Genomic DNA, 15,167 nt, shown 5'->3' with positions numbered 1-15,167 from the left:
TGAATCTCTATACTGTTTCACAGACCATGCTGCCCGCGGGGGCGGCTATATTCCTTAATTCGCTTTAAAGCGTGGAGAATAAAAATGCGACATCCTTTAGTGATGGGTAACTGGAAACTGAACGGCAGCCGCCACATGGTAAACGAACTGGTCGCGAACCTGCGTACCGAACTGGCAGGCGTTACCGGCTGTGCAGTTGCCATTGCTCCGCCTGAGATGTACATCGACCTGGCTAAACAAGCCGCTGCCGGCAGCCACATTCACCTGGGCGCGCAGAACGTTGATCTGAACCTGTCCGGCGCATTCACCGGCGAAACCTCTGCCGAAATGCTGAAAGACATCGGCGCTGAATACATCATCATCGGCCACTCCGAGCGTCGTACCTACCACAAAGAGTCCGACGAGTTTATCGCTAAGAAATTCGCGGTACTGAAAGAGCAGGGCCTGATCCCGGTACTGTGCATCGGTGAAACCGAAGCGGAAAACGAAGCGGGCAAAACCGAAGAAGTGTGCGCACGTCAGATCGACGCCGTTCTGAAAACCCAGGGCGCGGCGGCGTTCGAAGGCGCGGTTATCGCTTACGAACCGGTATGGGCGATCGGTACCGGCAAATCCGCTACCCCGGCTCAGGCTCAGGCAGTACACAAATTCATCCGCGATCACATTGCGAAAGCCGATGCGAAAGTGGCTGAACAAGTCATTATCCAGTACGGCGGTTCCGTTAACGCGGGCAACGCAGCAGAACTGTTCACCCAGCCGGACATCGACGGCGCGCTGGTTGGCGGCGCATCCCTGAAAGCGGACGCTTTCGCGGTAATCGTTAAAGCAGCAGAAGCCGCGAAAAAAGCGTAATTCGCTTTACAGGCACTCCCCGGTCGCGCTTCGCAACCGGGGAGTGCCTGGTAGCCCGGACAGGTGCGCAGCGCCGCCTCCGGGAAAATCCCCGAACGAAACAGGCTACAGTTTGCCCAACGCCTGATACCACAGATAGTCCAGCGGCAGCAGAATTAAATAGCTCACCGCCGCCAGCGCAATACACAGCAGCATTCCCGCCCGTGCAGGTACTTTCCCTAGCCCCATCGCCACTACAATCGGTGACGCCTGATACGGCAACAGCGGCGTGGAGTATCCCAGCACCTGAATCATAATCACGCTCAGCAGCGGGAAGCCGGTCGCATCGGAGAAGCTCTGTGCGAAAGTGGTATACAGCGCCGGTACGCCGTTCGCGGTCATAATAAAGTTTAGCGCGCTGGTAATACCGGTCAGCGCGAGAAAGCTGGTAAACGGGCTCTCTTTATCCAGCGGCATAATCTGCAGCAGGGCATTCCCCACCACACCGCCGATCCCGGTCTGGGTCACGGTGATTGCCAGCCCCAAAATTCCGGCGACGTAAATACAGGTGCGGATGTTCACGCCGCTGGAAAACTCCTCGCCGCTGATAAAACCGACTCGCGGCAGCAGCGTTATCACCGCCGCCGCCAACCCCGTCCAGGCTGGCCCTATGCCGTGCCAGCTCTCCGTAACCCAGAGCGTCAGCACCACGACCAGCAGCCAGGCAAGGCGCTTCTCATCGCGGCTCATCGGCGGCAGCGGCGACAGATCGCGCGGCGGGTGCGGTTTCCCCGGGAACAGCCAGCATATCAGCACGATCAGCGCCGCCCCCTTGAGCCAGCCGAGCACCGGCGTATGCAGCAGTAAATAGGGCAGATAATTCAGATGGATACCGTACGATCCCTCCGCCGCGCCGCTCATCACCAGATTCGGGACGTTGGCGGGCAGGATAGTGGCAGACAGCTGGAAGGTACCGAACCCCACCGCCAGCGCCAGGCCAAACCAGGGGCGCGTTCCCTCTTCAATACCGGCACGCCTGGCCATTGCCGCCACAATCGGCATCAGCAGCGCGATGCGCCCCATATTGGACGGCATCACAAACGCCAGCGCATAGCTGAGCAGCACCACGCTGCCGACCATCAGCGGCCAGGAATCCGTCAGACGCGACGAAAGCGCCCGTGCCGCCCTGTCCGCCAGCCCGGTTTTGCGGATAGCGATCCCCAGCACAAAGCCGCTGAACACCAGCCAGAATGCCGACGACGCGAAGCCGCCGAAAATCACCTCCGGCGGCGCGATTTTAGCGATCATCGCTGCGGCAAAAAACAGCAGCGCGGTCATAAACTCCGGCAGGAGCGATGTCGCCCAAAGCAGGATAGTGAGGCCAACGATAATTGAAGGAAGGAACAGAGGATGGGACAACCAGAGCGACATACCTGTCTCCTGTCGGTTTTTTCAGCAAGAATACGACGGACAACAGGGCAGGTAAACGCCAGATATAGTGGGGGTTATGACAACTCTGGTGCGGGCAGATTAGTGATAATGAATTTCGCCAAAGTATTCCGACAGCACGTAATAGCGGCAATATTCGAAAGGGCTGTTATGCCCGGCCTGAAACGTCTGTCTGGCGACAGATAATAGTGGTTTATTCGCCGCAATCTGCAGCTTTTCGCACAGGTCGGCGGAAGGTAAGATCGCCTCCACCTTTTCAGTCGCCGAGTCACTGGTGACGTTTAATAGCGAATAAAGCGACGTATGTTCCAGCGCCTCTGGCGTGAGCTGCAGATTGGGAAAGAAGCTAAGATCGAGATAGATCTTTTCATGGTTAAACGGGCGATTGTTCAGGCAACGAATACGCGAGATATAGAGATAATGATGATGGGCGGGCAGGCTCAAACCATCTGCCTGAGCGTCACGCGCGCGACGCGGCGCGATCTCAAGAATACGGTTCTCTATCTCGACGCTGGCATCCTGAAGATCGCTGGTAATGCCGCGAAACGTGTGGCCGTAGCTTACTCCCTCCGGCACAGAGCACACTACCGATCCGCTTCCGCGCTGGGACGAAATAATGCCCGCATTGATTAATTCGCTCCAGGCCTGTTTAACCACGATGAGCGAGACGTTATAGGCTCTGGCAACCTCTTTTTGCGTCGGCAGCTGGCTGCCTAACGGCAAGGACCCATTCTGAATCTGCTGACAGATGATAAAAAATAGTTGCTTATAAAGCGGAGTAAAGCTCGTTTTATCAACCTGCAAACTGCGCACCTCACGTCTTCGCCAGCAGGGGACGTTTTACCGTCCCCGGCAGGGTGAATTCGCTACCCTGCGATTTGCCTGGCCAGTTGTGCCAAATCGAAATGATTCATACGATCCACGGTCGTTAAATAATCGGCGGGAAAAGCCTCCACGCCATGGAATGCGCCGGAAATCGCTCCAACCATGGTAGCGACAGTATCAGTATCATTGCCGATATTAACGCCGGAGATAATAGCATCTACGGCAGAATTCGGACAACACGCGAACAGGCCAAAGGCCGCCGGTACGGCTTCACTGACGTGCAGCCCGGAACCAATAATATCGGCAAGTTCCACCACCGCCGTTTCCCAATGACGATGCCGTTGACCGATAGCCACGGCCAGTTCGATGCGTCGGGCAACGGATGGGCCTGCCACCATCATCGCCCCTTGATCCTGCGCCAGCAGATAGCCTCTTTGCGCGCCATAAATACCGGCGGCAATAATGGTGTCCGCATTGGTCTGCGATCGTAACGCTTCGCTGGTTGCCGCCGCCATCGCCGCTGCGCCGGACATCGCCAGCACGTTATTATGCGTAAAGCGGCAAATCTGCAGCGCGCAGTGAATCGCCGCATCAATATCTCCCGGATGCAGTACCGCCGCAGGCCAAATCTTCATGGCGGCGCCGTTGGTGGCTTCCGCGTTTCCCTTATTAATAATCTGTACCGACTGCTTTTCGCCTTCAAGATCACCCTGCAAAGAGGCACGATGGTCATTGAATATCGCTTTCATTGCCGCACGCGTTGTCGGGCCGGTAAAGTTGGCGTAGTAAGGGTAATCCAGCCACTGCTGAAAGGCTTCGCGCATCGCCTCATCGCTGACCTGGCGCTGGTGGCGCAGCAGCGCGTCCATAATGTATTTCGCCTGAATAAAATCATCCGTGCACATACCCGCTTCGTTACAGCGGCCAAACGTATCCGCTGGCGGTTTTTGAAAGGTCGTCACCCAGCCGCCGAAATAGTCCTTAATTTGCTGCTGAGTCCGTACTTCCGTCGCCGCGCCCATCGCGTCCGCGGCGGCGGCACCCACCAGGCATCCCAGTATTTTGTTTTGATCAACGTGCATGATGACTCCTTATTTCACGGTCATGGCTTGTGCCAGCGAACGGCTGGACAGAAAAGTATTGAGCTGGTCGGGAAACGGCAGAGCAGTCATTGCCCCTTTTGCCGTCACCGCCATCGCTCCGCAGGCGTTGGCATTGCTGATCGCCTCCGCCAGCAGGGCATGATTCCAGTGGTTTTCGCGGGAAAGCGTGAACAGCAGGCCGCCAACAAAGGCATCGCCGGCTCCGGTGGTATCGACGACCTCCACGCGCGGGGCAGGAAAAAGGAACTCTCCCTCGGCGGTGATGAGCAACGCCCCTTCGGCCCCCAACGAAATGATGGTGGTCTCGCAGCCCAGATCGCGCATGTAATACCGCGCATCCTGCCAGTGGCTGGCGCCGCTCAGCTGACACAGCTCATCTGCCGAGACTTTGCAGATAGACGCCAGCGCAGCGGAGCGGGCGATCAGGTCAGGGATCTCAGCGGCATTGCGCCACATCTTGCTGCGCAAGTTGACATCAAACAGAACGTAGCCGCCGGCCTCCCGCATTCTTCGCGCGCCCTCAAGGCATGCCTCGCGAGCGGGGCTGTCGGTGAGACCAATGGAGCTAAAGTAAAACCATTCGTATTTTCTGAACGTCGGCAGATCCTGAGGTGAAACGAAGGTATCAGCCCCCGGATGTACCAGATAGGTAAAGCTGCGCTCGCCGTCAGCCGTCAGATTGACGATCAGTACCGCGCTGGTCAGGCTCGCATCCAGCCGCAGCGAAGAGACATCGACGCCGTTATCCTGAAAAACCTGGCGCAGGAAACGCCCGGCGTCATCGTCGCCAAGGCAGCCGATAAAACCGCACGTTCCGCCCAGCCTGGCAACGCAGACCCCCACGTTCGCCGAAGCGCCTCCGGGACATTTCAGGTAGCTGTTCTGTTTTACCGGTACGAGGTCTACGGAGGCGTCGCCGATCGCCCAAACCTTATTCATGGCATTCATTTACGCCTCCTTATGCCTGTTTTTGCGCAAGGGCTAGCTGAATATCACGATAATATTCGTTATTAATCAGATACTTTTTCATAAGCAGCCCAACCGCAAGATGGAAAAGGGCCGGAATGAGCGTCATCATCAGCGCAATACCGGTGAGCGAACGCGCGCTCTGTTCAACGTCGGCCTGATAGCCAAAGTGGCTCAGCAGAAATCCCAGTACGCCCCCCGCGATCCCCATACCAAACTTCTGGAAGAAGAGGATGCCGCCAAACGCGAGGCCGGATACCCGCAGCCCGGTTTTCTTTTCGCCATAATCCACCGCTTCGGCGATAGAGGACCAGAACACCGGCATTTGCATATCGCAGAAGAAATTAATAAGAAAATAGAACGTAAATGCCAGGATAAGATTTTCACGCCCAACGAAGAAATACATCAGCGCGCTTAGTACAAAGGTAATAACCTGGGTGTAGCGGAACATTTTAATTTTATCCCAGAATTTAGTTATCCAGGTGGTGGCGATCATCGCCAGAATAGAGGCGACAACACCGGTAGTCAGAAAAGGTGAAATCAGGCTATCGCCGCCATTAAGATAATACTTGGCATAATAGGCCGCGACGGAACCGCGAATAACGTAACCGCACATCAGCAATAAAATAACAACCCCAAGAATAATCCACTGATCGTTACGTAACAGATACTTAAACTGCTTCCCTACCGATAGCGAAGTAATTTCCGGCTCGCTACGTTCACGAGTGGTGAGAAAACAGAAGATAAACAGCAGGGCCCCCATCGCGCCCATTAGCCCCATAGAAAACTGGTAACCCAGGGCCTTGTTGCCCTGCCCAAGCCAGACGGCAAGCATCGGGACGACAATAGTCACCAGAAAAGCGGCAATTTTGGTCATCACAAAGCGATAGCCGTTTGCGCTTAGCCGTTCCACGGGATCGCTGGTAATCACGCCAATCATCGAGATATAGGGAATAGTGATAGCGGTATAGACCAGGGTCATCAGAATATAGGTGCCATAGGCCCACGCCAGCTTAGCCATATAAACCATATCAGGCGTGATAAACATTAAATAAACGGCGAAGCCAAAAGGGATGGCAAACCACAGCAGCCACGGGCGATAGCGTCCCCAGCGCGTATTCAGCTTATCGGTAAGAACGCCCATGGCCGGATCGATAATGGCATCGATCATCCGCACAACCACGAAAAGTACGCCAACATCAGCGGCGCTCAGGCCGTAGATATCGGTATAAAAATAGGCGAGAAGCAGCTGCATGGCGATGATCACAACGTTTATCGCCATATCTCCTGCGCCGAAGCCGAGTTTTTCCACGATAGAAAGTTTCATGTTGATATTCCTTTACGCTTAGCCGCGCAAATAGAGGAAACAATTAATGATGTCACTACATGAAATAAAAACGTTTTTATAAATAAGCCGCCTGTCCGACACGCAATGGAGGCTATGAAGAGAGTGTAACCATCCTCAAAAAGATATAAAGGTATACCTTTATATCTTTTGATCGGTTTCACATATTTTTATGCACCCGATCCTACCCCGGCGTTAAACCGGGATAAGAATCAAGGAGATAATGAATGGCGGGAACGTAAAGAAAATTAACGGGATGCGAGAATGGCGCAGCTATGGTCCTGAACCTCTTCTGCCGATGCGCGATTCAGCGTCAGCAGGTTACGCTCGGTTGCCAGCAGCAGCAGCGAGCCGTCGCTCTGCTTCGCCATCGCCAGCGCGAAACGGCCCATATGTTCTCTCGCTTCCGGCACCTCTTCAGCCAGCATCAGGAACGGACTGCGCTGCGCCAGTTCGGTTTCGGTTACGCGGCGCGCCAGATATTCATGGCCCATGAGCCCACCGGGCAGCGGTAACCAGCGGCTGCTGATAGCGGCAGCCTGGCTATCCAGCTGATGGCGCACATCAGGTCGCAGGCAGGAGATATGAATATGGAAATGATTCTGCGTGCGTCCGCTGCGCGAGTTGATGGCCAGCGAGACCGCCTCATCCGGTACGGCAGAGCCACGGTGCTGGCTCATGATTTCGCGTCCCTGCCAGGCCTGCCAGAAGAAGTTCGGCGTCAGCGGTTCAAGCAGCAGCGGGCTTTCAGTGCCGTTAATACGGTAGGTTGGCATCAGCAAATACTGCAGCGGGCCATTGCGGTCCTTAAACAGGACATAGCCGCCCTTCAGGTTCACTTCCGCGCAGGGCGCGGGATTGTGATTCTGCTGTTGATGAGGGACGCACTGTTGCAGAACAATGTGACGCAACGCGTCACGGTTGCCGGAATGAAGCCAGTAGTAGCCGCCAGCCATCGCCGCCACAACCACTACCACCAGCGCTAAAAAAAGGTGTCGTACTCTTCGCATTATTTTTTCCTGTCTCAGCCAGAAACGGAAGAGTAACGCAGTTTGATGACCAAATGAAAACGGGAGGAGGTACGGTGAGTTTTGCCGGAAGCGGTGCTTAACGCGCCTGAGCGGGCTACCAGACTACTCTGCCCCGGGTCGCGGCTTATGCCTTACCCGGGCGACAAGCGTTGTCGCCCCGCTACGCGCAGCGCGAGCGGGGATAAGGAGAGGCTATTTAACGCTGGTTGATCTGGTCAAAGGTGCCGCCGTTGGAGAAGTGCTCTTTCTGCGCTTTAGTCCAGCCGCCAAACACGTCATCGATGGTGAACAGCTTCAGTTTCGGGAACTCATCCGCGTATTTTTTCGCGATTTCAGGGTCACGCGGACGATAGAAGTTCTTCGCCGCAATCTCCTGGCCTTCCGGCGAGTAGAGATACTTCAGATATGCTTCCGCAACCTGGCGAGTGCCCTTTTTGTCGACCACTTTATCCACCACGGAAACGGTCGGCTCGGCCAGAATCGATTCGCTCGGGGTGACGATCTCGAATTTGTCTTTACCCAGTTCGTTGGTCGCCAGCAGGGCTTCGTTTTCCCAGGCAATCAGCACATCGCCGATCCCGCGTTCCACAAAGGTGTTGGTCGAACCGCGGGCGCCGGAATCCAGTACTTCGACGTTCTTAAACAGCGCTTTTACGAACTCCTGCGCCTTAGCCTGGTCACCGTTGTTCTGGTGCAGGGCATAGCCCCAGGCCGCCAGATAGTTCCAGCGCGCGCCGCCGGAGCTTTTCGGGTTCGGGGTAATCACCGACACGCCCGGTTTGATCAGGTCGTTCCAGTCATGAATCTGCTTCGGGTTACCTTTACGTACGAGGAACACGATGGTTGAGGTATACGGCGCGGAGTTATCCGGCAGACGCTTCAGCCAGTTTTTGTCGATTCGTCCACGCTCGGCGATCGCATCGACGTCATAGGCCAGCGCAAGGGTCACCACATCGGCTTCAATGCCGTTGATCACCGAGGTCGCCTGTTTGCCGGAGCCGCCGTGTGACTGACGAATCACCACGTTGTCGCCGGTTTCTTGCTTCCAGTGCGCGCTAAAGGCTTTGTTGTACTGTTCGTACAGCTCGCGCGTCGGATCGTAAGAAACGTTTAATAGCTGAATGTCTTTTGCCAGAACGCTGGCGGATGCCAGCAACAGAGTTAACCCCACGCCCCACTTATTCATCGCACCGCTCTCTTTATGTAGTGTTGTGATGGATTAAGCGTGCCAGAAAGCAGACTGATGATTAAAGAATAAAAAAAGATTGGCTATAACTTGTGAGTATATAGAGCGAGGTGAGTTTGCCTCCTCCCGAACGGGAGGAGGCGGGAAGCATTAGACTTCTTCCATACGGCCCAGCAGCGCCTGCAGACGATCCTGCCAGCCCTGCTGCTGTTCTTTAAGCTGACCGTTTTCACGCTCAAGCTCTTCACGGCTATGCTGGGCGCTTTGTACTTCCTGCGCCAGCGTATTGTTCTTTTCTTTCAGCTCTTCGATTTCCATCTGTAACAGAGTGATGGTATCAATCGCCTGCTGAACTTTAGATTCTAATTTCTCAAACACTTCTAATGACATCGTCATACCTCTCCTGAACTTGCAAGGCGTTGATAGAAACCGTCCGTTTCGTATACGCGTTGACGCCTTAACGAAAATTAGCGCACTACAGTGGTGATGTAGTCGATTGTATGAAGCCCCGCCGCCCCTGTCCAGCGACAACCCGCGTAGATTGCGGTTTGCAACACTTTTCAGTCTTTACCTGGTCCGTTCGCCGCTTTTACCCGGTACTTTTTCGTAATTGTTAATCACCTCGTTAAAAAAATGAGCGGTGAAACGCTCCCGCAAATGACCGAACACGCGTTTATGGCGCGAAAACGCTCATTTTCTTGACGAGGTACACACATTTGAATTTCGATATTTCTCGTTTTTGTTCGTTAACGATAAATTAACACTATGCCTACATGGCAGCGTGGTCGCCTGCGACCTTCACACATACAATAATCATCACTTCGCTTCAGGATTCGATTATGAGCCAAACATCAACACTAAAAGGCCAGTGCATCGCAGAGTTCCTCGGTACCGGGTTGTTGATCTTTTTCGGCGTTGGGTGCGTCGCTGCGCTTAAGGTCGCGGGAGCCAGCTTCGGTCAGTGGGAAATCAGCATCATCTGGGGTCTGGGCGTCGCCATGGCGATTTACCTGACCGCAGGGGTTTCCGGTGCGCACCTTAACCCGGCGGTGACCATCGCGCTGTGGCTGTTCGCCTGCTTTGACGGTCGTAAAGTTGTTCCTTTTATCATTGCGCAATTCGCTGGCGCCTTTTGCGCTGCGGCTTTAGTTTACGGGCTTTATTACAATCTTTTCTTCGATTTCGAACATACCCACAATATGGTGCGCGGTAGCGTCGAAAGTCTTGAGCTGGCGGGTATTTTCTCTACCTATCCAAACCCGCATATCAATTTTGTGCAGGCCTTCGCGGTAGAAATGGTGATTACCGCTATCCTGATGGGCGTCATTCTGGCGCTGACCGATGATGGCAACGGCGTGCCGCGCGGCCCGCTGGCGCCGCTGCTGATTGGTCTGCTGATCGCCGTCATTGGCGCATCCATGGGCCCGCTGACCGGCTTCGCCATGAACCCGGCGCGTGATATCGGACCGAAAGCCTTCGCCTGGCTGGCAGGCTGGGGCAACGTCGCCTTCACCGGCGGTAAAGATATTCCTTATTTTCTGGTGCCGCTGTGTGCGCCAATCGTCGGTGCTGCGCTGGGCGCATTCTGCTACCGCAAGCTGATTGGCCGCCACCTGCCTTGCGACACCTGCGTCGTTGAAGAGAAAGAAGCCGCATCTCCCTCTACGACACAACACAAAGCTTCGCTGTAATCTGACTACGGGACTCATACTATGACCGACAAAAAATATATCGTAGCGCTCGACCAGGGCACCACCAGCTCCCGCGCCGTGGTAATGGATCACGATGCCAATATCGTCAGCGTCTCTCAGCGAGAATTCGAACAAATTTATCCGCGTCCAGGCTGGGTTGAGCACGACCCGATGGAAATCTGGGCATCGCAAAGCTCTACGCTGGTTGAAGTGCTGGCAAAGGCCGATATCAGTTCCGATGAAATCGCCGCGATCGGCATTACCAACCAGCGTGAAACCGCCATCGTGTGGGAGCGCGAAACCGGTAAGCCGATTTATAACGCCATCGTCTGGCAGTGCCGCCGTACCGCCGAGATCTGCGAACAGCTCAAGCGCGACGGCATGGAAGAGTACATCCGTAAGGCAACTGGCCTGGTGGTTGACCCCTACTTCTCCGGAACCAAAGTGAAGTGGATCCTTGACCACGTCGAAGGTGCGCGCGAGCGCGCAAAACGCGGCGAGCTGCTGTTCGGCACCGTAGACACCTGGCTTATCTGGAAAATGACCCAGGGACGCGTTCACGTTACCGACTACACCAACGCCTCGCGTACCATGCTGTTCAATATCCACGAACTGGACTGGGACGACAAAATGCTCGACGCGCTGGATATTCCGCGCGCCATGCTGCCGGAAGTGCGCAAATCTTCCGAAGTGTACGGCCAGACCAACATCGGCGGTAAGGGCGGCACGCGTATTCCGATCGCCGGCATCGCGGGCGACCAGCAGGCGGCGCTATTCGGCCAGCTGTGCGTTAAAGAGGGGATGGCGAAAAACACCTACGGCACCGGCTGCTTTATGCTGATGAATACCGGCGAAAAAGCGGTGGCATCAACGCACGGCCTGCTGACGACTATCGCCTGCGGCCCGCGCGGTGAAGTGAACTATGCGCTGGAAGGCGCGGTATTTATGGCGGGCGCCTCCATTCAGTGGCTGCGCGATGAGATGAAGCTGATTAGCGACGCGTTCGATTCCGAATATTTCGCCACCAAAGTGAAGGATACCAACGGCGTGTACGTGGTTCCGGCGTTTACCGGCCTCGGCGCGCCTTACTGGGACCCGTATGCCCGCGGGGCGATCTTCGGCCTGACCCGCGGCGTGAATTCCAACCATATTATTCGCGCCACGCTGGAATCGATCGCCTATCAGACCCGCGACGTGCTGGAAGCGATGCAGGCTGACTCCGGGATCCGTCTGCACGCCCTGCGCGTTGACGGCGGCGCGGTCGCCAACAACTTCCTGATGCAGTTCCAGTCCGATATTCTCGGTACCCGCGTAGAACGCCCGGAAGTCCGCGAAGTCACGGCGCTGGGCGCAGCTTATCTGGCCGGTCTGGCGGTGGGCTTCTGGCAGAATCTGGATGAGCTGCAGGAGAAAGCCGTTATCGAGCGCGAATTCCGTCCGGGAATTGAAACCACCGAGCGTAACTATCGCTACAGCGGCTGGAAGAAGGCGGTAAAACGCGCGCTGGCGTGGGAAGAGCACGACGAAGCGTAAGATTGTTGAGGTATTCCCGGCTGGCGGCGTAAACGCCTTAGCCGGGATACAATCCGCAGACCGCACACCCCGTAGCCCAGCTAAGCGCAGCGCGAGCCGGGGAGAAACCGCGCCAACGCATAAATCCCGGGGTATCCCCGGGTTGCGGCGTAAACGCCTTAGGCGGGCTACACAGCCCGCAGACCGCATAATCCCGCAGACCGCATAATCCCGTAGCGCACCACCTCCGGGTTTTTATCAGCCAAATACCGGCAGCAGCAGATAGAGCTTAATCACCAGCGCGTTAACGATATCGATAAAGAACGCCCCCACCATAGGCACCACCAGAAACGCCATATGCGACGGACCGAAACGATCGGTAATCGCCTGCATATTGGCAATCGCCGTCGGCGTCGCGCCGAGGCCGAAACCACAGTGGCCGGCGGCCAGCACCGCGGCATCGTAGTTTTTACCCATCATTCGATAGGTCACAAATACCGCATACAGCGCCATTGCTATCGTCTGCACCGCCAGAATGGCAATCATCGGCAGCGCCAGCGACGCCAGCTCCCACAGCTTCAGGCTCATCAGGGCCATCGCCAGGAATAGCGACAAGCTGACGTTACCCAGCACCGACACCGCGCGGTCGAATACGCGGTACAGGCCAAGTGCTGACAGGCTATTGCTGAGGATAACGCCGATAAACAGCACGCAAACGAAGGTAGGAAGTTCGAATACGGTCCCCGCCAACAGTTGCGCAACGATCTTCCCTACCGTCAAACAGATGGCGATCAGCGCGATGCTCTCAATCAGCACCAGCGACGTGATCATGCGCCCCATATCCGGCTTTTCAAACGCGGTCGGCGCGAGCTGATCGTCCGGCGTGCCGTCCGGTGATGAAGAGTGTTTGACCAGATAGCGCGCCACCGGCCCGCCGATCAGGCCGCCAAGAACGAGACCGAAGGTTGCGCAAGCCATAGCCACTTCGGTGGCGTTGACAAAGCTATAGCGCTCAATAAACAGTTTACTCCACGCCGCGCCGGTACCGTGGCCGCCGGAAAGGGTAATCGAACCGGCCAGCAGCCCCATCAGCGGGTCGAGGCCCAGCAGCTTCGCCATGCCGATACCGAGGGCGTTTTGCAGCAGCAGCAGCCCCACCACCACGATCAGGAATGTCCCCACCACTTTGCCGCCAGAGCGCAGGCTGGCGAGGTTGGCATTCAGGCCGATAGTGGCGAAGAAAGCCAGCATCAGCGGGTCTTTCAGGCTCATATCGAAATCAATTTCGATATCCATGCTTTTCTTTAATACCAGCAGCGCCAGAGCGACCAGCAGACCGCCCGCCACGGGCTCAGGAATAGTGTATTTCTTCAGGAAAGGGACGGTTTGAACGAGTTTTCTACCTAGTAGCAACACTAATGTTGCGGCAACGAGCGTCGATAAGGTATCGAGATGAAACATAAAAAGAGCTCCTTATAGGCGCATGATCCATTCACACGCGACGAAATTCCCGGTGTCGATTGCTTCTCATCATGAGTAATCGGGAAGGGATTTTAAGCAGAAGTACGGAAAAAAGGACAGGAAAAGATATTTTGTAGGGATAATGATGCGATCAAGCATACAAAATGTTAATAAATATTTGACACCTATTCCCTGCATAAATATTTGCCGCTAAAGAGTGGCAAACGTTTGCTTTTGGTCTATAGTCCGATAAAATCCCCGCTTTGCCACCTTTGGGATTGTTGTGATGTCCGTTAACACCGCAGAATCAGAAAATGCGCAACCGGTTGCGCATAAGCAAACCAGCGAATTAATCTACCGCCTTGAAGACCGCCCGCCGCTACCGCAAACGCTGTTCGCCGCGTTCCAGCACCTGCTGGCGATGTTTGTCGCGGTTATCACTCCGGCGCTGTTAATTTGTCAGGCTCTGGGCCTCCCGGCTCAGGATACACAACACATCATCAGCATGTCCCTGTTCGCCTCCGGCGTGGCATCCATCATTCAAATTAAAGCCTGGGGCCCGGTGGGTTCTGGTCTGCTTTCGATTCAGGGCACCAGCTTTAACTTCGTCGCTCCGCTGATTATGGGCGGAACCGCGCTGAAAACCGGCGGCGCCGATGTTCCGACCATGATGGCCGCGCTGTTCGGCACCCTGATGCTGGCCAGCTGCACGGAGATGGTTCTCTCGCGCGTTCTGCATCTCGCCCGCCGCATAATCACTCCGCTGGTCTCCGGCGTGGTGGTAATGATTATCGGCCTGTCGCTGATTCAGGTTGGCCTGACCTCCATCGGCGGGGGCTATGCCGCCATGGCCGACCACACCTTCGGCGCGCCAAAAAACCTGCTGCTGGCGGGGATCGTGCTGGCGCTGATTATTATCCTTAACCGCCAGCGCAACCCGTATCTGCGCATCGCTTCGCTGGTTATCGCGATGGCGGCCGGATACCTGGCGGCATGGCTACTCGATATGCTGCCGACCAATACCGCACCGACGGAAAGCAGCCTGATTATGGTTCCCACGCCGCTGTACTACGGGCTGGGCATCGACTGGAATCTGCTGCTGCCGCTGATGCTGGTGTTTATGATTACCTCGCTGGAAACCATCGGCGATATCACCGCCACCTCTGACGTTTCCGAGCAGCCGGTTTCCGGCCCGCTATATATGAAGCGTCTGAAGGGCGGCGTGCTGGCCAACGGTCTGAACTCGTTTGTTTCGGCGGTATTCAACACCTTCCCGAACTCCTGCTTTGGCCAGAACAACGGCGTGATTCAGTTGACCGGCGTCGCCAGCCGCTATGTTGGTTTTGTGGTCGCGCTGATGCTGATCGTGCTCGGCCTGTTCCCGGCGGTGAGCGGCTTCGTGCAGCATATTCCTGAGCCGGTGCTTGGCGGCGCAACGCTGGTGATGTTCGGCACCATTGCCGCCTCCGGCGTGCGTATCGTCTCCCGCGAGCCGCTGAACCGCCGCGCGATCCTGATTATCGCCCTGTCGCTGGCCGTCGGCCTTGGCGTTTCCCAGCAGCCGCTGATCCTGCAGTTCGCCCCTGACTGGCTGAAGAATCTGCTCTCCTCCGGTATCGCCGCCGGCGGTATCACGGCGATTGTTCTGAATCTGATTTTCCCGCCAGAGAAAAACTGATCCTCTCTGATGCTCCGGCCGCGCAACGTCGGCCGGAGCGCAAACATCATCAACCTCACATCATCTCATTACACAATTCCTGTCTTGAG

13 protein-coding genes are annotated in these 15,167 nt (G+C 55.9%); 4 read left to right on the top strand and 9 right to left on the bottom strand.

Annotated elements, in window-relative coordinates; translation table 11 throughout:
* Positions 1–84: 84 nt before the first annotated feature.
* The gene (tpiA, locus tag ABLV75_RS22850) at positions 85–852 is read left to right on the top strand and encodes a triose-phosphate isomerase (protein ID WP_004106939.1); all 768 of its coding nucleotides are present in this window, start codon (positions 85–87) and stop codon (positions 850–852) included.
* Positions 853–957: 105 nt separating this feature from the next.
* Here the strand turns inward: tpiA and ABLV75_RS22845 are convergent, their stop codons facing one another.
* The 8 genes from ABLV75_RS22845 to zapB form a co-directional block, all read right to left on the bottom strand.
* The gene (locus ABLV75_RS22845; RefSeq protein ID WP_004116479.1) at positions 958–2,262 is read right to left on the bottom strand and encodes an SLC13 family permease; all 1,305 of its coding nucleotides are present in this window, start codon (positions 2,260–2,262) and stop codon (positions 958–960) included.
* Positions 2,263–2,361: 99 nt separating this feature from the next.
* The gene (locus ABLV75_RS22840; RefSeq protein WP_004106944.1) at positions 2,362–3,084 is read right to left on the bottom strand and encodes a GntR family transcriptional regulator; all 723 of its coding nucleotides are present in this window, start codon (positions 3,082–3,084) and stop codon (positions 2,362–2,364) included.
* A gap of 62 nt (positions 3,085–3,146) precedes the next feature.
* Positions 3,147–4,187, bottom strand: a complete 1,041-nt coding sequence (locus tag ABLV75_RS22835; protein ID WP_004106952.1) for an ADP-ribosylglycohydrolase family protein — start codon at positions 4,185–4,187, stop codon at positions 3,147–3,149.
* A gap of 9 nt (positions 4,188–4,196) precedes the next feature.
* Positions 4,197–5,156 carry an aminoimidazole riboside kinase gene (locus ABLV75_RS22830; RefSeq protein ID WP_265777004.1) on the bottom strand — a complete coding sequence of 320 codons (960 nt, stop codon included), beginning with the start codon at positions 5,154–5,156 and terminating at the stop codon, positions 4,197–4,199.
* A 10-nt stretch (positions 5,157–5,166) separates the two neighbouring features.
* A complete protein-coding gene (locus ABLV75_RS22825; protein ID WP_004106959.1) occupies positions 5,167–6,501 on the bottom strand; it encodes an MFS transporter in 1,335 nt (444 codons plus the stop codon).
* A gap of 266 nt (positions 6,502–6,767) precedes the next feature.
* Positions 6,768–7,529, bottom strand: coding sequence for a CDP-diacylglycerol diphosphatase (locus tag ABLV75_RS22820; protein WP_004106963.1), 762 nt, complete (start codon positions 7,527–7,529; stop codon positions 6,768–6,770).
* Between the two features lie 217 nt (positions 7,530–7,746).
* Positions 7,747–8,736: a sulfate ABC transporter substrate-binding protein gene (locus ABLV75_RS22815; protein ID WP_004106966.1), complete on the bottom strand. Its 990-nt coding sequence runs from the start codon at positions 8,734–8,736 to the stop codon at positions 7,747–7,749.
* Between the two features lie 150 nt (positions 8,737–8,886).
* On the bottom strand, positions 8,887–9,132 hold the full coding sequence (gene zapB / locus ABLV75_RS22810; protein ID WP_009652751.1) for a septal ring assembly protein ZapB: 246 nt from the start codon (positions 9,130–9,132) through the stop codon (positions 8,887–8,889).
* Between the two features lie 443 nt (positions 9,133–9,575).
* On the opposite strand from zapB, the gene ABLV75_RS22805 reads away from it, so the two are divergent.
* Entirely contained in the window at positions 9,576–10,427 is an 852-nt protein-coding gene (locus tag ABLV75_RS22805; protein ID WP_004106970.1) for an MIP/aquaporin family protein, read from the top strand.
* A gap of 21 nt (positions 10,428–10,448) precedes the next feature.
* Complete coding sequence (gene glpK / locus ABLV75_RS22800; RefSeq protein WP_004106971.1) at positions 10,449–11,960, top strand: glycerol kinase GlpK; 1,512 nt, start codon at positions 10,449–10,451, stop codon at positions 11,958–11,960.
* Between the two features lie 237 nt (positions 11,961–12,197).
* Here the strand turns inward: glpK and gltS are convergent, their stop codons facing one another.
* Positions 12,198–13,400 carry a sodium/glutamate symporter gene (gene gltS, locus ABLV75_RS22795; RefSeq protein ID WP_004106974.1) on the bottom strand — a complete coding sequence of 401 codons (1,203 nt, stop codon included), beginning with the start codon at positions 13,398–13,400 and terminating at the stop codon, positions 12,198–12,200.
* Between the two features lie 286 nt (positions 13,401–13,686).
* Between gltS and ABLV75_RS22790 the strand changes: the two genes are divergently transcribed.
* A complete protein-coding gene (locus ABLV75_RS22790; RefSeq protein ID WP_004106976.1) occupies positions 13,687–15,078 on the top strand; it encodes a uracil-xanthine permease family protein in 1,392 nt (463 codons plus the stop codon).
* Positions 15,079–15,167: the final 89 nt, after the last annotated feature.

This window comes from Klebsiella sp. CN_Kp066 (genome assembly GCF_040065135.1).
Classification (GTDB): Bacteria; Pseudomonadota; Gammaproteobacteria; order Enterobacterales; family Enterobacteriaceae; genus Klebsiella; species Klebsiella oxytoca.
The sequence above is the reverse complement of the archived record's forward strand: the minus strand, read 5'-3'. Positions and strand labels throughout refer to the sequence as shown.